General features: G+C 72.1%; 21 protein-coding genes. 9 read left to right on the top strand and 12 right to left on the bottom strand.

All coding sequences use genetic code 11. The features are described from left to right. Nucleotides 1–2: 2 nt before the first annotated feature. A complete protein-coding gene (locus ACIQI7_RS19470) occupies nucleotides 3–860 on the bottom strand; it encodes a helix-turn-helix transcriptional regulator (RefSeq protein WP_401111373.1) in 858 nt (285 codons plus the stop codon). A 164-nt stretch (nucleotides 861–1,024) separates the two neighbouring features. Between ACIQI7_RS19470 and ACIQI7_RS19475 the strand changes: the two genes are divergently transcribed. Both ACIQI7_RS19475 and ACIQI7_RS19480 read left to right on the top strand, forming a co-directional pair. Continuing rightward, the gene (locus ACIQI7_RS19475) at nucleotides 1,025–1,951 is read left to right on the top strand and encodes an ABC transporter ATP-binding protein (RefSeq protein ID WP_401111376.1); all 927 of its coding nucleotides are present in this window, start codon (nucleotides 1,025–1,027) and stop codon (nucleotides 1,949–1,951) included. A gap of 47 nt (nucleotides 1,952–1,998) precedes the next feature. Further along, nucleotides 1,999–2,718 (top strand): ABC transporter permease, encoded by a 720-nt coding sequence (locus ACIQI7_RS19480; protein WP_401111725.1) that lies wholly within the window; start codon nucleotides 1,999–2,001, stop codon nucleotides 2,716–2,718. 73 nt (nucleotides 2,719–2,791) lie between these two features. On the opposite strand, the gene ACIQI7_RS19485 is transcribed toward ACIQI7_RS19480, so the two are convergent. Both ACIQI7_RS19485 and ACIQI7_RS19490 read right to left on the bottom strand, forming a co-directional pair. Continuing rightward, complete coding sequence (locus ACIQI7_RS19485; RefSeq protein ID WP_401111379.1) at nucleotides 2,792–3,490, bottom strand: LAETG motif-containing sortase-dependent surface protein; 699 nt, start codon at nucleotides 3,488–3,490, stop codon at nucleotides 2,792–2,794. 373 nt (nucleotides 3,491–3,863) lie between these two features. Then, nucleotides 3,864–5,189, bottom strand: coding sequence for a choice-of-anchor A family protein (locus ACIQI7_RS19490; protein ID WP_401111382.1), 1,326 nt, complete (start codon nucleotides 5,187–5,189; stop codon nucleotides 3,864–3,866). A gap of 259 nt (nucleotides 5,190–5,448) precedes the next feature. Between ACIQI7_RS19490 and ACIQI7_RS19495 the strand changes: the two genes are divergently transcribed. After that, nucleotides 5,449–6,369 (top strand): heme A synthase, encoded by a 921-nt coding sequence (locus tag ACIQI7_RS19495; protein WP_401111728.1) that lies wholly within the window; start codon nucleotides 5,449–5,451, stop codon nucleotides 6,367–6,369. A 67-nt stretch (nucleotides 6,370–6,436) separates the two neighbouring features. On the opposite strand, the gene ACIQI7_RS19500 is transcribed toward ACIQI7_RS19495, so the two are convergent. Continuing rightward, nucleotides 6,437–6,772 carry a hypothetical protein gene (locus ACIQI7_RS19500; protein WP_401111385.1) on the bottom strand — a complete coding sequence of 112 codons (336 nt, stop codon included), beginning with the start codon at nucleotides 6,770–6,772 and terminating at the stop codon, nucleotides 6,437–6,439. A gap of 73 nt (nucleotides 6,773–6,845) precedes the next feature. Between ACIQI7_RS19500 and ACIQI7_RS19505 the strand changes: the two genes are divergently transcribed. Continuing rightward, nucleotides 6,846–7,487 (top strand): DUF2461 domain-containing protein, encoded by a 642-nt coding sequence (locus ACIQI7_RS19505; RefSeq protein ID WP_401111387.1) that lies wholly within the window; start codon nucleotides 6,846–6,848, stop codon nucleotides 7,485–7,487. A gap of 51 nt (nucleotides 7,488–7,538) precedes the next feature. Here ACIQI7_RS19505 and ACIQI7_RS19510 read toward each other — a convergent pair whose 3' ends face one another. Beyond that, nucleotides 7,539–8,486, bottom strand: coding sequence for a heme o synthase (locus ACIQI7_RS19510; protein ID WP_387758009.1), 948 nt, complete (start codon nucleotides 8,484–8,486; stop codon nucleotides 7,539–7,541). Between the two features lie 462 nt (nucleotides 8,487–8,948). On the opposite strand from ACIQI7_RS19510, the gene tkt reads away from it, so the two are divergent. The 5 genes from tkt (at nucleotide 8,949) to pgl (ending at nucleotide 15,789) form a co-directional block, all read left to right on the top strand. After that, nucleotides 8,949–11,048, top strand: coding sequence for a transketolase (gene tkt, locus ACIQI7_RS19515; protein ID WP_401111389.1), 2,100 nt, complete (start codon nucleotides 8,949–8,951; stop codon nucleotides 11,046–11,048). 89 nt (nucleotides 11,049–11,137) lie between these two features. Then, nucleotides 11,138–12,280: a transaldolase gene (gene tal / locus ACIQI7_RS19520; RefSeq protein ID WP_401111391.1), complete on the top strand. Its 1,143-nt coding sequence runs from the start codon at nucleotides 11,138–11,140 to the stop codon at nucleotides 12,278–12,280. Between the two features lie 61 nt (nucleotides 12,281–12,341). Beyond that, nucleotides 12,342–13,898, top strand: coding sequence for a glucose-6-phosphate dehydrogenase (gene zwf, locus ACIQI7_RS19525; RefSeq protein WP_401111731.1), 1,557 nt, complete (start codon nucleotides 12,342–12,344; stop codon nucleotides 13,896–13,898). Continuing rightward, nucleotides 13,895–15,004 carry a glucose-6-phosphate dehydrogenase assembly protein OpcA gene (gene opcA, locus ACIQI7_RS19530; RefSeq protein ID WP_401111393.1) on the top strand — a complete coding sequence of 370 codons (1,110 nt, stop codon included), beginning with the start codon at nucleotides 13,895–13,897 and terminating at the stop codon, nucleotides 15,002–15,004. The genes zwf and opcA overlap by 4 nt, the downstream gene beginning before the upstream one ends. Then, on the top strand, nucleotides 15,001–15,789 hold the full coding sequence (pgl, locus tag ACIQI7_RS19535; RefSeq protein ID WP_401111396.1) for a 6-phosphogluconolactonase: 789 nt from the start codon (nucleotides 15,001–15,003) through the stop codon (nucleotides 15,787–15,789). The genes opcA and pgl overlap by 4 nt, the downstream gene beginning before the upstream one ends. 85 nt (nucleotides 15,790–15,874) lie before the next feature. On the opposite strand, the gene ACIQI7_RS19540 is transcribed toward pgl, so the two are convergent. The 7 genes from ACIQI7_RS19540 to yvcK form a co-directional block, all read right to left on the bottom strand. Then, nucleotides 15,875–16,162: an RNA polymerase-binding protein RbpA gene (locus tag ACIQI7_RS19540; protein WP_223245297.1), complete on the bottom strand. Its 288-nt coding sequence runs from the start codon at nucleotides 16,160–16,162 to the stop codon at nucleotides 15,875–15,877. A gap of 205 nt (nucleotides 16,163–16,367) precedes the next feature. Further along, on the bottom strand, nucleotides 16,368–16,604 hold the full coding sequence (gene secG, locus ACIQI7_RS19545; protein WP_359817184.1) for a preprotein translocase subunit SecG: 237 nt from the start codon (nucleotides 16,602–16,604) through the stop codon (nucleotides 16,368–16,370). 87 nt (nucleotides 16,605–16,691) lie between these two features. Further along, nucleotides 16,692–17,477, bottom strand: a complete 786-nt coding sequence (tpiA, locus tag ACIQI7_RS19550; RefSeq protein WP_387757999.1) for a triose-phosphate isomerase — start codon at nucleotides 17,475–17,477, stop codon at nucleotides 16,692–16,694. Nucleotides 17,478–17,483: 6 nt separating this feature from the next. Further along, nucleotides 17,484–18,695, bottom strand: coding sequence for a phosphoglycerate kinase (locus ACIQI7_RS19555; RefSeq protein ID WP_401111400.1), 1,212 nt, complete (start codon nucleotides 18,693–18,695; stop codon nucleotides 17,484–17,486). Between the two features lie 154 nt (nucleotides 18,696–18,849). Further along, nucleotides 18,850–19,857 (bottom strand): type I glyceraldehyde-3-phosphate dehydrogenase, encoded by a 1,008-nt coding sequence (gene gap, locus ACIQI7_RS19560; protein ID WP_030238422.1) that lies wholly within the window; start codon nucleotides 19,855–19,857, stop codon nucleotides 18,850–18,852. Nucleotides 19,858–20,205: 348 nt separating this feature from the next. Beyond that, nucleotides 20,206–21,186 (bottom strand): DNA-binding protein WhiA, encoded by a 981-nt coding sequence (gene whiA, locus ACIQI7_RS19565; RefSeq protein ID WP_049649611.1) that lies wholly within the window; start codon nucleotides 21,184–21,186, stop codon nucleotides 20,206–20,208. Further along, entirely contained in the window at nucleotides 21,177–22,274 is a 1,098-nt protein-coding gene (gene yvcK / locus ACIQI7_RS19570; RefSeq protein WP_387758043.1) for a uridine diphosphate-N-acetylglucosamine-binding protein YvcK, read from the bottom strand. Before yvcK ends, whiA begins: the two co-directional genes overlap by 10 nt. Nucleotides 22,275–22,323 lie beyond the last annotated feature (49 nt).

The following is a 22,323-nucleotide window of genomic DNA, read 5'->3' on the forward strand; positions in this document are numbered from 1 at the left end:
TCCTAACGCGCGGACGCAGAATCTTCGGTGGACGCGGAATTTTCCGACGTGCTGGCAGTCGGCACCGCATCGGAGCCGCGGCCCGAAGGCAGCCGGGCGGACGACGATGCGGCACCGGGTGCCGGCACATAGGTGGTGCAGACCCCGTCGCCGTGGGCGATCGTGGCCAGCCGTTGCACATGGGTGCCCAGGAGCTGGGAGAAGACCTCGGTCTCCGCCTCGCAGAGCTGGGGGAACTGCTCGGCGATGTGCGCGACCGGGCAGTGGTGCTGGCAGAGCTGGGCGCCCGCCGGGGCCTTGGCCGCGGCCGACGGGACACGCCGCACCGTGGCAGCGTACCCGTCCGCGCTCAGCGCCTGCGCGAGCGCCTCGGTGCGCTCGCCGGCGGCGGCCAGGCGCAGGGCCTCCAGGTACTTCTCGGCCTGCTTGCCGAACCGGGCGCGGGCGAAGGCGGCGACCGCCTCCTCCCCCGCCTTGCCGCCGCCCACCGAGTCCGCGATCCAGCGCAGCGCGTCGGCGGCGAGCTGGTCGTACGCCTGGTAGAAGGCGTCCCGGCCGGCGTCGGTGAGCGCGAAGACCTTGGCCGGACGGCCCCGGCCGCGGCTGCCGTAGACCCGCTGGTCGCGGGACTCGACCAGGCCGGTGGCGGCGAGCCCGTCGAGGTGGCGGCGGACGGCCGCGGCGGTGAGGCCGAGCCGGCTCGCCAGGTCGGCCGCGGAGGACGGGCCGTGGTCCAGGATCGACCGGGCGACCCGGTCCCGGGTGGCCCGGTGGCCGTCCAGCAGCACCTCGGCCGCCGTCACGGGCACGTCGCAGGAGGAGGCCGACTCGACCTCCTGCTGCTGGGCATGCTCGCGCATGTTTTTCACAACACCAGTGTTGCGTAATTCCTTCCGCGGGGACAAGCCGTGACCCATGCCTCATCGGTGGCATCGATCACGCAGGTAAGCCTTACCTGAACTGGGGAAACGATCATCCAGGCCGCCGTCCGGCGGTCCTGTCGGGCCCTCTTACACTCGCCGGTATGCACTCCGAACCCGCGGTCCAGATCGCCGGGCTGGTCAAACGCTACGGCGACAAGGTCGCGGTGGACGGCCTCGACCTCACCATCCCGGCCGGCGCGATCACCGCCGTCCTCGGCCCCAACGGCGCCGGCAAGACCACCACCATCGAGACCTGCGAGGGCTACCGCCGCCCCGACGCCGGCACCGTCCGCGTCCTCGGTCTCGACCCGGTCGCCCAGAACGCCGCGCTGCGGCCCCGGATCGGCGTCATGCTGCAGTCCGGCGGCGTGTACGCGGGCGCGCGCGCCGTCGAGATGCTGCGGCACACCGCCCGGCTGCACGCCCAGCCGCTGGACGTGGACGCCCTGGTCGAACGCCTCGGCCTCGGCTCCTGCGGCCGCACCACGTACCGGCGGCTGTCCGGCGGCCAGCAGCAGCGGCTCGCCCTGGCGATGGCCGTGGTCGGCCGCCCCGAGCTGGTCTTCCTGGACGAGCCCACCGCGGGCCTCGACCCGCAGGCCCGCCGGGCCACCTGGGACCTGGTGCGCGACCTGCGCCGGGACGGCGTCACCGTGGTCGTCACCACCCACCACATGGATGAGGCCGAGCAGCTCGCCGACCGGGTCGCCGTCGTCGACCGCGGCCGGGTGATCGCCGACGGCACCGTCGAGGAGCTGTGCCGCGACGGCGCCGAGGGCGCGCTGCGCTTCGACGGCCCGCCCGGCCTCGACCTCGGCCCGCTGCTCAAGGAACTGCCCGAGGGCGCCACCGCCGTCGAGACCGCGCCCGGCAGCTACCGCGTCGAGGCGCCCGTCGACCCCAGGCTGGTGGCCACCGTCACCGGCTGGTGCGCGGCCTCCGGCGTCCTGCCCGAACGGCTGTCCGTCCAGCGCCGCAGCCTGGAGGACGTCTTCCTCGACCTCACCGGACGGGAGCTGCGCTCGTGACACGTACGGACTACTCCCCCCGGCCGGGCGCCGCGCCCGTCGGCCGGATGCTGCTCGCCCAGACCGCGTTCGAGACCCGGATGCTGCTGCGCAACGGTGAGCAGCTGCTGCTCACCGTGGTCATCCCGACCGTGCTGCTGGTGCTGTTCTCCGCCGTGGACATCGTCGCGGTCGAGGGCCCCGGCAAGCGGGTCGACTTCCTGGCCCCCGGACTGCTCGCGCTGGCCGTGATGTCCACCGCCTTCACCGGCCAGGCGATCGCCACCGGCTTCGAGCGCCGCTACGGCGTGCTGAAGCGGCTCGGCGCCAGCCCGCTGCCGCGCTGGGCGCTGCTGACCGCCAAGACCGGCTGCGTCCTGGTGACGGAGGCGCTGCAGGTGGCGCTGCTGTCGGTGATCGCACTGGCCCTCGGCTGGTCCCCGCACGGCGACCCGCTGACGGTCGCCGCGCTGCTGGTCCTCGGCACCGCCGCCTTCTCCGGGCTCGGCCTGCTGATGGCCGGCACCCTGAAGGCCGAGGCCACCCTGGCCGGGGCCAACCTGGTGTTCATCCTGCTGCTGCTCGCCGGCGGGGTGATCGTGCCGCTGAGCAGGTTCCCCTCGGCCGTCCGGTCGGTGCTGGAGCTGCTGCCGATCTCGGCGCTCTCGGACGGCCTGCGGTCGGTGCTCCAGGACGGCGCCGGGGTGCCGTGGGCGGACCTCGGCATCCTGGCCGGCTGGTCGGTGCTCGGCCTGGCCGCGGCCGCCCGCTTCTTCCGCTGGGAGTGACCGGCGGCTCGACGCACGACGCCCCCCGGCCACAGGTGGCCGGGGGGCGTCGCGGTTGTCGGCTCGCGGAGCGTCAGCTCGCGCTGCCGCCGCGGCGCTTGCGGGCGAGCAGCACGAGCGCGCCGCCGACCAGCAGCACGCCGCCGCCGGCCGCCGCGATCATCGGGGTCGCGTCGCTGCTACCGGTCTGGGCGAGCGCCGGGGCGCTGCTGGTGGGCGACGGGGTCGGGGACTTGCTCGGGGTGGGCGTGGCCGACGGGGTCGGGGTGGCCGGTGGCGTGACCGGCGGGGTGGACGGGGTCACGGTCGGCGTCGGGGTCGGCGTCGGCGTCTTGGTGGGGGTGGGCGTGGGGGTGGGCGTCGGGGTCTTGGTCGGGGTCGGGGTCGGAGTCGGCGTGTGGCACGGCTCGATGGTCTTGGTCTCGTTGATGTTCCAGCCCTTCTCGTTCGGGTTCTCCGTGGTGGTGACCACCAGGTTCGCCTTGATCGGGCCGTTGTGGTCCTTCACCGGGAAGGAGCCGTGGAACTCCGCGGGGAAGGCCTTGGCGTCCAGGACCTTCTCGCCGTCGATGGTGAGGCTGACGGTGTTCTTCACGTCGGCCTTGGGGCTGTAGTTGATCAGATCGATCACGATCTTGTCGCAGGTCACCGTCCAACTCGGCACGTGCGCCGAGGCGTTGGTGGCCAGTGCCAGGGGCAGTAGAAAACCGGCCGCAGCCGTGCCGGCGAGTGCCGTCGCACCGATCGCGAAGTGCCGCTGCTGTCGTGCCATTACCTTTTTCCCCTCCGAACGGTCCTGTGCAGCAGGCGTGTTGAGTGGTTCGCGGTGGCCCGCTACGACTGTCCGGGGGACTCTACCGGCACTCCCGCACCCCGCCACACCCCGCCGCACGACCGGATATCGACGGTCCGTCCGTCTTTCCGATGTGCATGACCAGCCCATCACAGCCGTCACCTCGCAGAACGCGGATTCGGCAAACGTGAATGAACTTCGTCACCTTCAAGACAGAACGGCGCCCCTGGTGATCGGGTTCAATCACCAGGGGCGCCGATTCGGTCAGCCGACGAACATCCGGGCATTCCCGGCCTTTCCGGCCTTTCCGGCGGCCCGCCCCTTCCGGGTCGTCACCGCCGGTTCAGCGGGTTCAGGCCCTCTTCGCCGCCCGGCGCCGGGCGGCCACCACGATCGCGCCGCCGGCCGCGAGCACCACGGCACCGCCGATCGCCAGCGGCAGCACCGGACCGGAGCCGGTGTGCGCCAGGTTGCCGCCCGCGTCCGGCGAGGCGGACGGGCCGCCCGGGGCCGCCGGAGCGGCCGTCGAGGCACCGGCGGACGGGCTGGCCGAGCCGCTGGCGCCGGGCTTGCCGGTCGCCGGAACGGACGGGCTGCCCGAGGGGCTCACCGAACCGCTCGGCGAGGCCGACGCGCTCGGCGTGCCCGACGGCGAGCCGGTCGGCCCGGTGGGCGGTACGGTCGGCGGCACCGTCGGCGTGCCGGACGGCGTCGGGACGGTGGTGCCCGGCAGGCAGCCGGTGAAGGGGTAGTGGTGCGTCTCCGCACCGCCCTTGCCGGTCAGCGAGGCGGCGATCACCGAGCCGTTGACCGGCCCGCCGCTGCCGAGGTCGAAGGCGGCGTTCGGCGCGAGCACGGTGCCCGCCCAGGCGGCCTGGCTGTTCTTGACCACCTTGGTGGCGGTCGGGAAGTTCCAGAGCAGCTTGGCCCGGACCGCCCCGCCCGCGGCGCTCTGCAGCTTGTCGTCCAGCACGAAGGCCTTCCTGCCCTCGTCCCACAGGTGGAAGCCGGTGGTCCCGGCCGCCGCCATGTCGTACGAGCCGCCGGTCACGTTGACCACCGTCACCGAGCCGGCCGGCACCTTGAGGAAGACGTCCTTGGCGCCCTGCAGCTTCGCCGCCTCGACGGTGAAGCTGTTGTACTTCGTGTCCCCGCCGGTGAGGGTCAGCTTGGCGCCCTCGGCCTGGACGGTGGCGCCGGCGGTCTGCGGCACGGCGGCCAGCGAGGCCGCGGCGGCGCGCAGCTTGGCGAACTCGGCCTTGAAGTCGATCGGCGAGGGGCCCTGGCCGACCTTGCCCTGGTGGGCCTGGACCACCGCGCCGTCGGCCTTGGAGCCGAAGACGCCGTTGCCCTTCATCACCTGGGTGTTGTGGCCGGTGATCTTGCCGGCCACGACCAGGGCGTTCTTCCCGGGCAGCGCGTCGACCTGGGCCGCGGTGAGCTCCTGGCCGACCGAGAAGCCGCCGGTGAAGTCGGCGTTGCCGCCGACCGCGACCGCACCCTCGGCGTCGGGGGTGTGGGTGTCGTCGCCCTCGATGAACTCGCCGTAGAGGTTGGCGACCCCGAGGCTGCGGCACTCCTGGTCGGCGCCGACGGCCTGGGCGGCCGGCGCGATGAGGCCGGCCAGTGCGAGGGAGCCACCGACGGCGAGCGCGGCGGCGGAAGTGGATATGCGCATGTGCAGGATCTCCGCTTACGTGCGGGAGGAGTGGGAGAGGCCCGAAAAAAGGTATGGACCAATCCGCACTCTTTCGGCCAAACGGGTGATTGGTCAAGACCAATGACCGCCTTGCCCGAACAGTCCGCTTTGCGGTCCGCCCGCCCGACGCCCCTCGGCGCCGCGCCCCGCCCCAAGATCGCCTGTAAGGCCGCCTACGATTGACCCCGTGCCTAACCCCTTCTCCTGGCTCGCCGAGCGCTGGCAGCCCTCCGCCGCGATGGTCCGCCGCGCCACGTTCGCCGCGCTGGTGATGAGCGTGGTGATCGTCGTCACCGGCGGCGCCGTCCGGCTCACCGCCTCCGGCCTCGGCTGTTCGACGTGGCCGCGCTGCACGCCGGAAAGCCTGATCCCGACGCCCGAGATGGGCTACTACGGCGTGGTCGAGTTCACCAACCGGATGCTCACCTACGTGCTGAGCGCCGCGGTCGGCTGGGCGATCCTCGCCGCCCGCTGCCACCGGCCCTGGCGGCACAGCATGACCAAGCTCGGCTGGGCACAGTTCTGGCTGGTGATGAGCAACGCCGTGCTCGGCGGCATCACCGTGCTGACCGGCCTCAACCCGTACACCGTGGCCCTGCACATGATCGCCGCGATGGCCCTGGTCTGGGTCGCGCTGCTGATGTGGGAGCGGGCGAAGGAAGGGGACGGCCCGCCGAAGCTCTCGGTGGCCCGCCCGATCCACCAGCTCTCGTACGTCCTGGTCACCGTCATCGGCCTGCTGGTCGCCGCCGGCACCCTGGTGACCGGCGCCGGCCACCACCCGGGCACCCCCCGGGACAACAAGATCGTCCCGCGCATCCCGATCGACTACGACCGCCTGGCGCAGGCCCACGCCGACCTGGCCTTCGTCTCGGTCGGCCTGGCCATCGCGGTGATCTTCGTCTTCGCGGCCGTCAAGGCCCCGCAGCCGGCCCGCGCTCGCGCCAAGGAACTGCTCGCGATCCTCCTACTCCAGGGCGTACTCGGCTTCGTCCAGTACTTCACCGACGCCCCCGAGCTCATGGTCGGCCTGCACATGTTCCTCGCCACCCTGACCTGGATCGCCGCCCTCCGCATCCCCCTCGCCCTGCGCACCCGCCCGGCCGAGGAAACCGCCGACCAGCTGCCCGCCCAGGTCCCGCAGACCGCCTCGGTCTGACCCCGGCGACACGACGGCCCGGCTCCCCCACCTGGAGGAGCCGGGCCGTCGTCGTGGTCGCGAGGCCTCAGCCGCCGATCTGGATGCCGGCCATCCGCTTCCACTCGTACTCGCCGGTCTTCACCTTGAGGCCCAGCTCGCCCTCGAAGTCGTCGTGCAGGGTCAGCCCGGCCAGCTCCGCGGCCCGGCGGCCGACGGCGTAGCTGGGGGCCACCTGGTCGCCCCAGGCGCCGTCCGCGCCCACCACGACGATCCGGGTGGCCACGGCGCCGACGTACTCGACGACCGCGTCGGCGCCGCCCCCGTGCTGCCGGGCGAAGCTGGTCAGGTTCTTGGCGATGCGCTTGGCGCGGCGCTCGGTACGGGCGTCCGACGCGGCGGTGGAGGTCTCTGCGCTGCTCATGCCCCGCATGCTACCCACCGGTAGGCGCCCTGGCGACGAGAGCACCCTGTGCACCGGGCCACATACTGGAGAGGTGACGTTCACAGGCTGGCCCGCCGAGGCGCTCGACTTCTACGAGCAGCTCGAAGCCGACAACTCCAGGACCTTCTGGCAGGCCCACAAGGACCGGTACGAGGCCTCCGTACGGGCCCCGATGGAGCGGCTGCTCGCCGAGCTGGAGCCCGAGTTCGGACCGGGGAAGGTCTTCCGCCCGAACCGCGACGTCCGCTTCAGCGCCGACAAGTCCCCGTACAAGACGCACATCGGCGCGCACCTGGAGAGCGGCGGCTACATCCAGCTCTCCGCCGACGGCCTGGCCTGCGGCAACGGCCTGTACCAGCTCGCCCCCGACCAGCTGGAGCGCTACCGGGCCGCCGTCGCCGAGGACGTCACCGGCGCCGAACTGGAGCGGGTGATCGCCCGGGTGGAGCGGGAGGGCCCGCGGGTGGTCGGCCGGGACTCCCTCAAGTCGGCCCCGCGCGGCTACCCCAAGGACCACCCCCGGATCGCGCTGCTGCGCCACAAGGGCCTGGTGGCCTGGCAGGAGTGGGAGCCGGCGAAGTGGCTGGGCACCCGCGCCGCCTACACCCGGATCACCGGCTTCCTGCACGCCTCCCGGCCGCTGCGGGACTGGCTGGACGACCACGTCGGCCCCTCCGGACTGCCCGCCCGCTGAAACGGGAAGAGCCCCGGTCCGCACGGACCGGGGCTCTTCTCCTGCGGAGACCTACTTCACGAACGGGTCGATCGCGCAGACCACCATCAGCAGCGACAGGTAGGTGATCGACCAGTGGAACAGCCGCATCTCCTTGAGCTTCGCGCCCACGATCCCGGCCTTGGCCCGCCCGTACAGCGCGTGCGCCTCGCGCAGCCAGGCCCCGCCCAGCAGCACCGCGGCGACCGGGTACAGCCAGCTCATGTGACCCAGCGGCCAGAGCGCCAGCGAGACCGCCACCATCACCCAGGAGTAGGCGACGACCTGCTTGCCGACGGCCACGTTGCCCTTGACGACCGGCAGCATCGGCACACCGGCCCGCTCGTAGTCGTCACGGACCTTCATCGACAGCACCCAGGTGTGCGGCGGCGTCCAGAAGAACACCACCAGGAACAGCACCACCGCGGCCCAGGACACCGAGTCGGTCACCGAGGACCAGCCGACCAGCACCGGCATGCAGCCGGCGATGCCGCCCCAGACGATGTTCTGCGAGGTGCGCCGCTTGAGCCCCAGCGTGTAGACGAACACGTAGAACAGCAGCGCGCCCAGCGCCAGCCAGGCGGACAGCCAGTTGACCCCGTAGCCCAGCAGCAGGGTCGAGACGACCGCCAGCACGACGCCGAACACCAGCGCCTCGCGCGGCGACACCATCCCGGTGACGATCGGCCGCCGCTCGGTGCGCGACATCACCGCGTCGATGTCCCGGTCGATGTACATGTTGAGGGCGTTGGCGCCGCCCGCCGAGAGGTAGCCGCCGACGACGACCTTCAGCACCAGCAGCATGTTCGGCACGCCCTGCTGAGCCAGGAACATCACCGGCACGGTGCTCATCAGCAGCAGCTCGATGATGCGCGGCTTGGTCAGTGCGACGAACGCGCCGACACGGGCCCCGAAGGGCCGGTGCGCAGGAGTCGCCCCGGTGACCCCGGCGGGACGGGTTTCGACGGCGGTCACTAACACCCCAACTGAAGATGAATCCTCGCAGGCGTCCACAGGAACGAAGGGTCCCGAATCGTCCGCTCTGCGCGTACCACGACACCATAGACGCTCCATATATCGCATCCGGCTCCGGGGTCCCCCGGCGAGGCGGAACGCACACCCCCGGGTGAACCGCCCGGCCGGGGCCTGCGGAGCCTCCGGCGGGACGCTCTACCCCGTCCTGACCACCGGAGCGGCGCGGGGTGGAGAATCGGGAGAGCCTGGGACAAATCAACGCGGACCGTCCCAGTGGGAATCTGCATGCGGAATTGCCGGTTGTCCCAGCACGGAGGGTGAGCCACGGCCCGGACGGTAGGCTCGCACGCAGAAGCGGGATCTACCCTCCGTGACCGGCACCACCCAGCGTCGGGACCACAGCGCCGTGGCCGACCCGGTCCCCATTCACGGGGTCACTCTTCAATACGGAAGGAGCCCTGAGACAGGGTGAGCACTGCGCCGACGAACGCATTCGAGTGGACCGATCTGGACGAGCGCACGGTTGACACCGCGCGCGTCCTGGCCATGGACGCCGTCCAGAAGGTCGGAAACGGCCACCCCGGGACGGCCATGTCGCTGGCCCCGGCCGCGTACCTGATCTTCCAGCGGTTCCTGCGCCACGACCCGACCGACCCGTCCTGGGTCGGGCGCGACCGCTTCGTCCTCTCCCCCGGGCACACCAGCCTGACCCTCTACACCCAGCTCTACCTCTCCGGCTACGGCCTGGAGCTGGACGACCTCAAGGCCTTCCGCGTCGCCGGCAGCCGCACCCCCGGTCACCCCGAGCACGGCCACACCGCCGGCGTGGAGACCACCACCGGTCCGCTCGGCCAGGGCATCGCCAACGCGGTCGGCATGGCGATGGCCGCCCGCTACGAGCGCGGCCTGTTCGACCCGGACGCCCCGGCCGGCGAGTCGCCCTTCGACCACACCGTCTGGGCCATCGTCTCCGACGGCGACCTGGAGGAGGGCATCTCCGCCGAGGCCTCGTCGCTGGCCGGCCACCAGAAGCTGGGCAACCTGGTCGCCCTCTACGACGACAACCACATCTCGATCGAGGGCGACACCGAGACCGCCTTCTCCGAGGACGTCCTCAAGCGCTACGAGGCGTACGGCTGGCACGTCCAGCGGGTCGTCCCGAAGTCCAACGGCGACATCGACGTGGCCGCCCTCGCCGAGGCGCTGGCCGCGGCCAAGGCCGAGACCTCCCGCCCGTCCATGATCGCGATGCGCACCATCATCGCCTGGCCGGCCCCGGACGCCCAGAACACCGCCAAGGCGCACGGCTCCGCGCTCGGCGCCGCCGAGATCGCCGCCACCAAGAAGGTCCTGGGCTTCGACCCGGAGAAGACCTTCGAGGTCAGCGACCAGGTCATCGAGCACGCCCGCCTGGTCATCAAGCGCGGCAAGGCCGCCCGCGACCAGTGGCAGCAGGGCTTCGACGCCTGGCGCGCCGCCAACCCGCACCGCGCCGCCGAGTTCGACCGCATCGAGGCCGGCGAGCTGCCCGAGGGCTGGAAGAAGGCCGTCCCCTCCTTCCCGGCCGGCAAGGACGTCGCCACCCGCAAGGCCTCCGGCGACACCCTCAAGGCGATCGGCGCGGTGATCCCGGAGCTGTGGGGCGGCTCGGCCGACCTCGCCGAGTCCAACCTCACCACCATCGACGAGGACAGCTCCTTCCTCCCCGACGGCAACCCGCTGAAGTCGGCCGGCCCGTACGGCCGGACGATCCACTTCGGCATCCGCGAGCACGCCATGGGCTCGACCATGAACGGCATCGCCCTGCACGGCAGGACCCGCGTCTACGGCGGCACCTTCCTGGTCTTCGCCGACTACATGCGCCCCGCCGTCCGCCTGGCCGCGCTGATGAAGCTGCCGGTCACCTACGTCTGGACGCACGACTCGATCGGCCTCGGCGAGGACGGCCCGACCCACCAGCCGGTCGAGCACCTGGCATCGCTGCGCGCCATCCCGGGCCTGGCCATGGTCCGCCCGGCCGACGCCAACGAGACCGCCGTCGCCTGGCGCACCATCGTCGAGCGTCACACCAGCCACCCCGGCCCGGTCGGCCTGGCCCTGACCCGCCAGGGCGTCCCGACCTTCGACCGCGAGGTCTTCGGCTCCGCCGAGGGCACCGCGAAGGGCGGCTACGTCCTGGCCGAGGCCTCCACCGGCGACCCGCAGGTGATCCTGCTCGGCACCGGCTCCGAGGTCCAGCTGGCCGTCAAGGCCCGCGAGGTGCTGGAGGCCGAGGGCATCGCCACCCGCGTGGTGTCGCTGCCGTCCTTCGAGTGGTTCCAGGAGCAGGACCAGGCCTACCGCGACAGCGTGCTGCCGCCGTCGGTCAAGGCCCGGGTGTCGGTCGAGGCCGGCATCGCCCAGGGCTGGCGCGAGCTGGTCGGCGACCACGGCCGGATCGTCTCGCTGGAGCACTTCGGTGCCTCCGCCGACTACAAGGTGCTCTTCGAGGAGTTCGGCATCACCGCCGAGCGCGTGGTGGCCGAGGCCCACAACGCCCTGCGCTCCCTCGAGGCCGTCAGCCGCTAGCGGCACCGGGCCGCGTGTCCGCCCGCACGCGGGCACGCGGCCCCCTCCGACCACCCCACGAAGCACGAAGAACAAGGGACTGAAGCACCATGACTGACGCACTGAAGCGCCTCAGCGACGAAGGCGTTGCGATCTGGCTGGACGACCTCAGCCGCAAGCGGCTGAACTCCGGCAACCTGGCCGAACTGGTGCAGAACAAGCACGTGGTGGGCGTGACCACCAACCCGACCATCTTCCAGAAGGCGATCGCCGGCGCCGGCGACGACTCCTACGACGGCCAGCTGCGCGACCTCGCCGTCCGCAAGGTCACCACCGAGGAGGCGATCCGCATGATCACCACCTCCGACGTGCGCGACGCGGCCGACGTGCTGCGCCCGGTCTACGACGCCTCCAACGGCCGCGACGGCCGCGTCTCCATCGAGGTCGACCCGCGCCTGGCGCACGAGACCGCCACCACCGTGGCCGAGGCCAAGCAGCTGTGGTGGCTGGTCGACCGCCCGAACGTCTTCATCAAGATCCCCGCCACCATGGGCGGACTGCCCGCGATCAGCGAGGTCATCGGCCGGGGCATCAGCGTCAACGTCACGCTGATCTTCTCGCTGGAGCGCTACAAGGCCGTCATCGACGCCTACCTGACCGGCCTGGAGGCCGCCAAGGCCAAGGGCCTGGACCTCTCCCAGATCGAGTCGGTCGCCTCCTTCTTCGTCTCCCGCGTGGACACCGAGATCGACAAGCGCCTGGACAAGATCGGCGGCGACGCCAGGAACCTGCGCTCCAAGGCCGCGCTGGCCAACGCCCGCCTCGCCTACCAGGCGTACGAGGAGGTCTTCGGCAGCGTCGACGGCAAGACCGCCGGCAGCGCCCGCTGGCTCGCCCTGGAGGCCGCCGGCGCCAAGCCGCAGCGCCCGCTGTGGGCCTCGACCGGCGTCAAGGACCCGGCCCTGCCGGACACCCTGTACGTCACCGAGCTGGTCGCCCCCGGCACCGTCAACACCATGCCCGAGGCCACCCTCGACGCCACCGGCGACCACGGCGTGGTCACCGGCAACACCATCGTCCCCAACTACGCCGACGCCAAGGCCGTGCTGGACGCGATCGCCGCCGCCGGCGTGGACTACGACGACGTCGTCCAGGTCCTGGAGGACGAGGGCGTCGAGAAGTTCGAGCAGTCCTGGAACGAGCTGCTCGACACCGTCACCGCCTCGCTGGCCTCCTTCGCCGCCGAGAAGTGACCCCTGCTCACAGCCAGCGCACGAAAGCGGAGCCCATCAAGTGAGCACTGATTTCCCCGAGTTGACTTCGGAATCGGACGCGGACGACCTCCCGCCCTCCCCCGTCAACCCGCTTCGTGACCCCTCGGACCGACGGCTCCCGCGCATCGCGGGGCCGTCCGGTCTGGTCATCTTCGGGGTCACCGGCGACCTGTCCCGCAAGAAGCTGATGCCGGCCATCTACGACCTGGCCAACCGCGGTCTGCTTCCGCCGGGCTTCTCCCTCGTCGGCTTCGCCCGCCGCGAGTGGGACGACGAGGACTTCGCCAAGGAGGTCCACGACGCCGTCCGGGACCACGCCCGCACCCCGTTCCGGGAGGAGGTCTGGCAGCAGCTCGCCAAGGGCATGCGCTTCGTCCACGGGACCTTCGACGACGACGAGGCCTTCGACAAGCTGCGCGAGACCATCGAGGACCTGGACAAGGCCCAGGGCACCGGCGGCAACTTCGCCTTCTACCTGTCCGTCCCGCCGAAGTTCTTCCCGACCGTCGTCCAGCAGCTCAAGAAGCACGGCCTGGCCGACCCTCCGCAAGGCTCCTGGCGCCGCGCGGTCATCGAGAAGCCCTTCGGGCACGACCTGGAGAGCGCGCAGGAGCTCAACAAGGTCGTCCACGAGGTCTTCCCCCGGGACGAGGTCTTCCGGATCGACCACTACCTGGGCAAGGAGACGGTCCAGAACATCCTGGCGCTGCGCTTCGCCAACCAGATGTTCGAGCCGATCTGGAACCGGTCGTACGTCGACCACGTGCAGATCACCATGGCCGAGGACATCGGCATCGGCGGCCGGGCCGGCTACTACGACGGCATCGGCTCCGCCCGTGACGTGATCCAGAACCACCTGCTCCAGCTGATGGCGCTCACCGCCATCGAGGAGCCGGCGTCCTTCCACCCCAAGGCGCTGGTGGCCGAGAAGCTCAAGGTGCTCAGCGCCGTCAAGCTCCCGGCCGACCTCGGCCGGCACACCGTGCGCGGCCAGTACGCCTCCGGTTGGCAGGGCGGCGAGGAGGTCGTCGGCTACCTGGACGAGGACGGGATCAACCCGGAGTCCAAGACCGACACCTACGCGGCCATCAAGCTGGAGATCAACAACCGCCGCTGGGCGGGCGTCCCGTTCTACCTGCGCACCGGCAAGCGCCTGGGCCGCCGGGTCACCGAGATCGCGGTCGTCTTCCAGCGCGCCCCGTACCTGCCGTTCGACTCCTACGCGACCGAGGAGCTGGGGCAGAACGCCCTGGTCATCCGGGTGCAGCCGGACGAGGGCGTGACGGTGCGGTTCGGCTCCAAGGTGCCGGGCACCTCCTTCGAGGTCCGGGACGTCACGATGGACTTCGCCTACGGCGAGTCCTTCACCGAGTCCAGCCCGGAGGCGTACGAGCGGCTCATCCTCGACGTGCTGCTCGGCGACGCCAACCTGTTCCCGCGTCACCAGGAGGTCGAGCTCTCCTGGCAGATCCTCGACCCGATCGAGAAGTACTGGGACGCCCACGGCAAGCCCGCCCAGTACGCGGCGGGGACCTGGGGCCCCGTCGAGGCGGACGAGATGCTCGCACGAGACGGCAGGAGCTGGCGCCGGCCATGAAGATCGACCTCACCAACACGACGTCCAGCAAGATCAACGCCGCGCTGATGGAGGCGCGCCGGGCCCGCGGTTCCGGCGCCGCCGGCATGGTGCTCACCCTGGTGATCGTGACCGACGAGGGCAGCGCCTACGACGCCCTCAAGGCCGCCAACGACGCCTCCCGCGAGCACCCGATGCGCACCCTCGCGGTGATCAAGCGCGCCGGGCGCTCGCCCCGGGCCCGCGCCGAGACCCGGCTGGACGCCGAGATCCTGGTCGGCTCGGACGCCGGCTCCGGCGAGACGGTCGTCCTGCGGATGCACGGCGAACTCGCCGCGCACGCCCAGTCGGTGGTCCTGCCGCTGCTGCTGCCGGACGCCCCGACCGTCGTCTGGTGGCCGGACAACGCGCCGCTGCACCCGGCACAGGACCCGCTGGGCTCGATCGCCCAGCGCCGGATCACCGACGCCGTCACCGCCGAGTCCCCGGTCGGCCAGCTCGCCCAGCGCGCCCAGAGCTACACCCCGGGCGACACCGACCTGGCCTGGACGCGGATCACCGGCTGGCGCTCGATGCTGGCCGCCGCGCTGGACCAGCGGCCGTCCACCATCGTCTCCGCGGTGGTCGAGGGCGAGTCCTACAACCCCAGCGTCGAGCTGCTCGGCCTGTGGCTGAACAACCGGCTGCGCGTGCCGGTCGAGCGCGTCGTCTCCAACGGCCCGGGCATCACCGCGGTGCACCTGCGCACCAAGGACGGGGACATCACCCTGGACCGCCCGGACGGCCTGCTGGGCACGCTCTCCATGCCCGGCTCGCCGGACCGCCAGGTGGCGCTCAAGCGGCGCGAGACCTCGGAGCTGATCGCCGAGGAGCTGCGCCGGCTGGACCCGGACGACATCTACGCGACGGCCGTGCGCACGCCCGTCGACCGGCTGGACGAGCCGGCCAACGCGGAGACCGAGGCGGCCGAGAAGGTCGCCCGGGAGGTCTCCGAGGAGGCCGAGGACGCCGTCGAGCGGGCCGCCGAGGCAGCCGTGGCCAACCCGGACCGGGTCACCGTCGAGGCGACGGACAAGAAGCCCGCCCGGAAGGCCGCCGGCAAGCGCGGCAGCAAGGAAGGCGCATGACCAACGCGACCCCGCAGCTGGTCGTCCACCGGGACAAGGAGCTGATGGCCCAGGCGGCCGCGGCCCGGCTGATCACCCGGATCGTGGACGCCCAGGCCGCCCGCGGCAGCGCCTCGGTGGTGCTCACCGGCGGTCGCAACGGCAACGCCCTGCTGGCCGCGATCGCCGCCTCCCCGGCGCGCGACGCGGTCGACTGGGCCCGGCTGGACCTCTGGTGGGGCGACGAGCGCTTCCTGCCCGCCGCCGACCCGGACCGCAACGCCGTCCAGGCCCGCGCCGAGCTGCTGGACGCCGTCCCGCTCGACCCGGCGCGGGTACACGAGATGCCCGCCTCGGACGGGGCGGACGGCTCGGACGTGGAGGCCGCCGCCGCCCGCTACGCCGAGGAGCTGGCGAAGGCGGCCGGCCCGGCCGACCGGCTCGGCGTCCCGGCCTTCGACGTGCTGCTGCTCGGCGTCGGCCCGGACACCCACGTCGCCTCGCTCTTCCCCGAGCACCCGGGCGTGCGGGAGACCGAGCTGACCGTGATCGGCGTGCGCGGGGCCCCCAAGCCCCCGCCGACCCGGATCTCGCTCACCCTCCCGGCGATCCGCACCGCCCGCGAGGTCTGGCTGCTGGCCGCCGGCGAGGACAAGGCGGGCGCGGTCGCGCTGGCCCTGTCCGGCCCCGGCGAGCTCCAGGCGCCCGCCTCCGGCGCGTACGGCCGCAGCCGCACCCTGTGGCTGCTGGACCGCGCCGCCGCGGAGCGGATCCCGCCGCAGCTCTACCCGCCGGCCTCGGCCTGACCGGTACCGGCAACGCCGAAGGGCGCCACCGTCGTTGGACGGTGGCGCCCTTGGTGCTGTCGTGCCCGGACCGTTCGGCAGGTGCTCAGATCTCGCCGCGGAGCTTCGCCAGCGCCTCGGCCAGGATCGCCTCGCCGTCGGCGTCGGTGCGCCGCTCGCGGACGTAGGCGAGGTGGGTCTTGTACGGCTCGTTGCGCGAGGGCGCCGGCGGGTTGTGCTGGTCCTGACCGGCCGGGAAGCCGCAGCGCGGGCAGTCCCACGTCTCCGGGATCGCCGCTTCGGCCGCGAAGCTGGGACGGGTCTCGTGCTTGTTCGCGCACCAGAAGGAGATCCGGTTGCGCGGGGCGGACTCGCCGCGTTCCGCCTCGCCCATCGGGCCGGCCCCGACCCTGCTGCCACGGATGGCATTGCCACTTGCCACGGTCTGACTCCCTGCGTACTGGTGCGCCGACCCGCCGCGGTGCGCGTCGGTGGCGAAAGTCGTCCTAGTGTAAGCAGGAGTTAAGCCTCCGCCACCATCGCCTCCGCACCCGACCGTTCCAGGATAGGCGCTCGGGCGACGGGGCGTCAGGAATACGTCAGACCGAGGTCTTCATCAGCAGGCCCAGCACGATGATGGACGCGAACCATCCCACGCCCACGACGATGGTGATGCGGTCCAGGTTGCGCTCGGCCACCGCCGAACCGCCGCCGGTGGACATCGCGCCACCGCCGAACATGTCGGACAGGCCGCCGCCCTTCCCCTTGTGCAGCAGCACCAGCAGGATCATCAGCAGACTGAAGATGATCAGGGCAATCGAGAACCCGAGAACCACGACGGGACCAACTCTCTCGTATCTTCGGCGAAGGGGCCGGGCCGCGTACGGCGGTCCGGCCCCAAAGCCTACGTTGCTGCGGCGGCGTTAGCCTACTGCCTGCTCACGGTAGCGCACGATCTTGACGAACTCGTCGGCGTCCAGCGAGGCACCGCCGACCAGGCCGCCGTCGATGTCGGGCTTGGCCATCAGGCCGGCCGCGCTCGACGACTTCACCGAGCCGCCGTACAGCACCCGGACCTTGCCGGCCAGCTCGGCGTCGTACAGCTCGGCGATCCGCCCGCGGATGGCGGCGCAGACCTCCTGCGCGTCCTCCGGGGTGGCCACCTCGCCGGTGCCGATCGCCCAGACCGGCTCGTAGGCGACCACGATCGACTCGGCCTGGTCGGCCGGGACGTCGGCCAGGGCGCCGTCCAGCTGGGCCAGGGTGTACTCGACGTGGGTGCCGGCCTTACGGATCTCCAGCGGCTCGCCGACGCACAGGATCGGGGTGACCCCGGCGCGGTACGCGGCCTTCACCTTGGCGTTGACGATCTCCTCGTTCTCGCCGTGGTACTGGCGGCGCTCGGAGTGCCCGATCACCGCGTAGGTGCACTGGAGCTTGGCCAGCATCGGCCCGGAGACCTCACCGGTGTAGGCCCCGCCGTCGTGCTGCGAGATGTCCTGCGCGCCGTACTTGATCTTCAGCTTGTCGCCGAAGACCAGGGTCTGCACCGAGCGCAGGTCGGTGAACGGCACGAGGACGGCGACCTCGACGGCCTCGTAGTCCTTGTCGGCCAGCGCGAAGGCCAGCTTCTGGGTGTGCTGGATGGCCTCGAGGTGGTTGAGGTTCATCTTCCAGTTGCCCGCCATCAGCGGGAGACGGTCGGTCATGTGTTTTCAGTCCTCCAGAGCGGCGAGGCCGGGGAGGGTCTTGCCCTCCAGGTACTCCAGGCTGGCACCGCCGCCGGTCGAGATGTGCCCGAACTTCGTCTCGTCGAAGCCCAGGATGCGGACGGCCGCGGCGGAGTCGCCGCCGCCGACCACGGTGAACGCGTCGCTGTCGATCAGGGCCTGCGCGACGGCCTTGGTGCCGTTCGCGTAGTCCGGGTGCTCGAAGACGCCCATCGGGCCGTTCCAGAACACCGTGCCCGCGTCGGCCAGCTTGGCCGCGTACAGCTCGCGGGTCTCGGGGCCGATGTCCAGGCCCTCCTGGTCGGCCGGGATGGCGTCCGAGGCGACGGTCGAGGGGTTCGCCGGGGCCTTGGTCTTGAGGTCCGGGAAGTCGGCGGAGACCAGGACGTCCTTCGGCAGCACGAACTCGACGCCGCGCTGCTCGGCCTCGGCCAGGTAGCCGAGGACGGTCGGGATCTGGTCCTCCTGCAGCAGCGAGATGCCGACCTCGTGGCCCTTGGCCTTGAGGAAGGTGTACGCCATGCCGCCGCCGATCAGGATCCGGTCGGCCTTCTTCAGCAGGTTGTCGATCACACCGAGCTTGTCGGAGACCTTGGCACCGCCGAGCACCACCACGTACGGACGGGCGACGTCCTCGGTGAGCTTCTTCAGCACGCCGACCTCGGTGGCGATCAGGTCGCCGGCGGCGTGCGGCAGCAGGGCCGGCAGGTCGTAGACCGACGCGTGCCTGCGGTGCACGGCGCCGAAGCCGTCGCCCACGTACAGGTCCGCGAGCGCGGCCAGCTGCTCGGCGAAGGCCTTGCGCTCGGCGTCGTCCTTGCTGGTCTCGCCGGCGTTGAAGCGCAGGTTCTCCAGCAGCGCGACCTCGCCGTCGCCCAGCGCGGCCACGACGGCCTCGGCGCTGTCACCGACGGTGTCGGTGGCGAAGGCGACGTCCTTGCCGAGGATCTCGCCGAGGCGCTTGGCGGCCGGGGCGAGCGAGAACTGCGGGTCCGGCGCGCCCTTGGGGCGGCCGAGGTGCGAGGCGACGACGACCTTCGCACCGGCCGCGGCCAGCTTGGCGATGGTCGGCGCGACGGCGCGGATCCGGCCGTCGTCGGTGATCGTGTCGCCGTCCAGCGGCACGTTCAGGTCGGCGCGCACGAAGACGCGCTTGCCTTCGACACCGGCTTCGATGAGCTCTTCGATGGTCTTCACGGGAATTCGGTTTCTCCTGGGGAGATGGTTGATGCGCAGTGAGGCGGCACGGCGCAGGGGCCGCCTGAGAAGTCCTTGAGCGCGGAACGAGGGCCCGGTCGGCACCGTACGCCGTCCGGGCCCTCGCCCCTACATCACGTCAGCTCCCGCAAGGTCAGAGCTGCCCGCCGACGAGGGTGACCAGGTCGACGACGCGGTTCGAGTAGCCCCACTCGTTGTCGTACCAGCCGAGCACCTTGACCTGGTTGCCCTGCACCATGGTGAGCTGCGAGTCGAAGATGCAGGAGGCCGGGTCGTTCACGATGTCGGAGGAGACGATCGGGTCCTCGGTGTAGGCCAGGATGCCCTTGAGCGGGCCCTCCTGCGCGGCCTTCTGGAAGGCCGCGTTGACCTCGTCCTTGGTGACCTCGCGCTCCAGGGTGACGACCAGGTCCGTGATGGAACCGGTCGGGACCGGGACGCGCAGCGAGGTGCCGTCCAGCTTGCCCTTCAGCTCCGGCAGGACCAGGGCGGTCGCCTTGGCGGCACCGGTCGAGGTCGGGATGATGTTCTGCGAGGCCGCACGAGCACGGCGCAGGTCCTTGTGCGGGAAGTCCAGGGTGACCTGGTCGTTGGTGAACGCGTGGACGGTGGTCATCAGACCCTTGACGATGCCGAAGCTCTCGTTCAGCACCTTCGCCATCGGCGCCACGCAGTTGGTGGTGCAGGAGGCGTTGGAGATGACGTGGTGGTTGGCGGCGTCGTACTTCTCGTCGTTGACACCCAGGACGATGGTGACGTCCTCGTCGGTGGCGGGCGCCGAGATGATGACCTTCTTCGCGCCGGCGGCGAGGTGCTTCTTCGCGGCCTCGGCCTTGGTGAAGATGCCGGTGGACTCGACGACGATGTCGGCGCCCAGGGCGGCCCACGGGAGGTTCGCGGGGTCACGCTCGGCGGTCACCTTGAAGGTGTGGCCGTCGACGGTGATGCTGTCCTCGGTGTGCGAGACCTCGCCCGGGAAGGTACCCAGGGTGGTGTCGTACTTGAGCAGGTGAGCCAGGGTCTTCGTGTCGGTGAGGTCGTTGACACCGACGACCTCGATGTCCGCGCCCTGAGCCTTGACCGCGCGGAAGAAGTTGCGGCCGATGCGGCCGAAGCCGTTGATGCCTACCCGGATCGTCACGAACCGATCTCCTCGTTAGGTACGCCGGGGCGGGGCCCCGACGGGGGTGAGATTTGGGAAGTCCCCGACCGCCTATGACCCTACCCCTCCCGGGCCTGGGACGGCACATCGCGCCGCCTGCTGAGACTGGGCGTGGCGCGGCCGAAACCCGATTTCAGGCCGTCCGGCCTTGAGCCGCCGGGCAGTTGGTCCCGGGCCAGTGGTCTCTACCAATTCGGGAGTGCCGGCGGGCTCGGAAGCCCGTTCGGGAGCCGTTCCGCGGGACCCTCCGGGAGCCGTCCGGGAACGCCGACGGCCGGCGCCCCGCGAGCGGGACGCCGGCCGTGGTTTCGTCACGGAGCGTGAGCGTCAGTTCATCGCCATCTCGTCGGTGAGGCTGGCCTCGGTGCTCGGCAGGCCGAGCTCGGAGGCGCGCTTGTCCGCCATCGCCAGCAGGCGGCGGATCCGGCCGGCCACCGCGTCCTTGGTCAGCGGCGGGTCGGCGAGCGCGCCCAGCTCCTCCAGCGAGGCCTGCTTGTGCTGCATCCGCAGCTGGCCGGCCGCGGCCAGGTGCTCGGGCACCTCGTCGCCGAGGATCTCCAGCGCGCGGGCCACCCGGGCGCCGGCCGCCACCGCGGCGCGGGCCGAGCGGCGCAGGTTGGCGTCGTCGAAGTTGGCCAGCCGGTTGGCGGTGGCGCGCACCTCGCGCCGCATCCGGCGCTCCTCCCAGGCGAGCACCGACTCGTGCGCGCCGAGCCGGGTCAGCAGGGCGCCGATCGCGTCGCCGTCCCGGATCACCACCCGGTCCACGCCGCGCACCTCGCGGGCCTTGGCCGGGATGCCGAGCCGGCGGGCGGCGCCGACCAGGGCGAGGGCGGCCTCGGAGCCGGGGCAGGTGATCTCCAGCGAGGAGGAGCGGCCCGGCTCGGTGAGCGAGCCGTGCGCCAGGAAGGCCCCGCGCCAGGCCGCCTCGGCGTCGCAGGTGGCGCCGGAGACGACCGCCGGGGGCAGGCCCCGGATCGGACGGCCGCGGCCGTCGACCAGCCCGGTCTGGCGGGCGAGCAGCTCGCCGTCCTTGACCACCCGGACCACGAAGCGGCTGCCGCGGCGCAGCCCGCCGGGGGCCATCACCACGAGGTCGGAGGAGTGCCCGAAGATCTCCAGCAGGTCCTTGCGCAGCCGCCGCGCCGCCGCGCCGGTGTCCAGCTCCGCCTCGATCACGATGCGGCCGCTCACGATGTGCAGCCCGCCCGCGAACCGCAGGATCGCCGACACCTCCGCCTTGCGACAGCAGGCCCGGGTGACCGGGAGCCGGCTGATCTCGTCCTTCACCGCTGGAGTCATCGCCATGGCCCGATCCTTCCATGTGTCCGGAAAATCCGGTCGTACGCTGCCGCCAACAGCTCGGGGTCGTGTCGCGGCGTCCCGTCGGTGCGGGCCACCGAGCCGAGCACCAGAGCGGCGCCCATCCGTTCGGCGGCCTTCTCCAGGCCGTCCAGGTCGGCCTGGCCGAAGGCCCCGCCGGTGACGGCGCGCTCGTCCACCAGGATCGCATCCACCGCGAGGCCGGGGGCGTGGTCGGCGATGACCTCCAGGTGGCGCTGCGGGGTGAAGCCCTCGGTCTCCCCGGGCTGGGGGGCCAGGTTCAGGGTGAGCAGGCGGCGGGCGCGGGTCTCGGTGAGCGCGGCGGCGAGCTCGGGCACCAGCAGGTGCGGCAGCACGCTGGTGAACCAGGAGCCGGGGCCGAGCACCACCCAGTCCGCCTCCCGGACGGCGGTGACCGCCTCCGGGACGGCGGGCGGCTCGTCCGGCAGCAGCCGGATGGACTGCACGGTGCCCGGCGTCACCGCGACGTCGGCCTGGCCGCGGACGGCCGTGACCTCGCCCGGGCGGGCCGGGTCGTGGCCGCGGACGGTCGCCTCGATGTCCAGCGGCACCGCCGACATCGGCAGCACCCGGCCCTGCACGTTGAGCAGCCGGCCGACCCAGTCCAGCGCCGCCACCGGGTCGCCGAGCTTCTCCCAGAGCGCGACGATCAGCAGGTTGCCGACCGCGTGGCCGCCGAGCTCGCCGTTGCCGGTGAAGCGCTGCTGGATCACCTCGGACCAGGTGCGGCCCCAGTCGTCGTCCCCGCACAGCGCGGCCAGCGCCTTGCGCAGGTCGCCCGGGGGCAGTACGCCCAGCTCCTCGCGCAGCCGCCCGCTGGAGCCGCCGTCGTCGGCGACGGTCACCACGGCGGTGACGTCGCTGGTGAGCCGGCGCAGCGCGGACAGCGAGGCGGACAGGCCCTGTCCGCCGCCGAGCGCGGTGATCCGGGGAGCCGGATTGGCGCGGGAGGGACTGCTGCGCGGGCGGCCCGGCGCCGTGGGCCGGGCCGGGCTCCCGGCCCGGTCACCGGTCCTGCTCTGCGGCTGCCGCCCGGGCACGTATCCCGCCACACTCACCTCGCGTTCCTCGGCCCGCCGACCACTCCGCCGGCGGGCCCGG

Origin of the sequence: Kitasatospora sp. NPDC092039, from assembly GCF_044756065.1 — a bacterium.
Lineage (GTDB): Bacteria > Actinomycetota > Actinomycetes > Streptomycetales > Streptomycetaceae > Kitasatospora.

What these genes read in the sequence shown, in the direction of transcription:
- ACIQI7_RS19480 (WP_401111725.1), top strand. Translation starts at nt 1,999, where the DNA reads ATGCTGCTCGCCCAGACCGCGTTCGAGACCCGGATGCTGCTGCGCAAC.
- pgl (WP_401111396.1), top strand. Translation starts at nt 15,001, where the DNA reads ATGACCAACGCGACCCCGCAGCTGGTCGTCCACCGGGACAAGGAGCTG.
- ACIQI7_RS19485 (WP_401111379.1), bottom strand. Translation starts at nt 3,490, where the DNA reads ATGGCACGACAGCAGCGGCACTTCGCGATCGGTGCGACGGCACTCGCC.
- ACIQI7_RS19490 (WP_401111382.1), bottom strand. Translation starts at nt 5,189, where the DNA reads ATGCGCATATCCACTTCCGCCGCCGCGCTCGCCGTCGGTGGCTCCCTC.
- opcA (WP_401111393.1), top strand. Translation starts at nt 13,895, where the DNA reads ATGAAGATCGACCTCACCAACACGACGTCCAGCAAGATCAACGCCGCG.
- tal (WP_401111391.1), top strand. Translation starts at nt 11,138, where the DNA reads ATGACTGACGCACTGAAGCGCCTCAGCGACGAAGGCGTTGCGATCTGG.
- ACIQI7_RS19475 (WP_401111376.1), top strand. Translation starts at nt 1,025, where the DNA reads ATGCACTCCGAACCCGCGGTCCAGATCGCCGGGCTGGTCAAACGCTAC.
- whiA (WP_049649611.1), bottom strand. Translation starts at nt 21,186, where the DNA reads ATGGCGATGACTCCAGCGGTGAAGGACGAGATCAGCCGGCTCCCGGTC.
- ACIQI7_RS19540 (WP_223245297.1), bottom strand. Translation starts at nt 16,162, where the DNA reads ATGGGCGAGGCGGAACGCGGCGAGTCCGCCCCGCGCAACCGGATCTCC.
- ACIQI7_RS19495 (WP_401111728.1), top strand. Translation starts at nt 5,449, where the DNA reads ATGGTCCGCCGCGCCACGTTCGCCGCGCTGGTGATGAGCGTGGTGATC.
- tpiA (WP_387757999.1), bottom strand. Translation starts at nt 17,477, where the DNA reads ATGACCGACCGTCTCCCGCTGATGGCGGGCAACTGGAAGATGAACCTC.
- ACIQI7_RS19470 (WP_401111373.1), bottom strand. Translation starts at nt 860, where the DNA reads ATGCGCGAGCATGCCCAGCAGCAGGAGGTCGAGTCGGCCTCCTCCTGC.
- ACIQI7_RS19500 (WP_401111385.1), bottom strand. Translation starts at nt 6,772, where the DNA reads ATGAGCAGCGCAGAGACCTCCACCGCCGCGTCGGACGCCCGTACCGAG.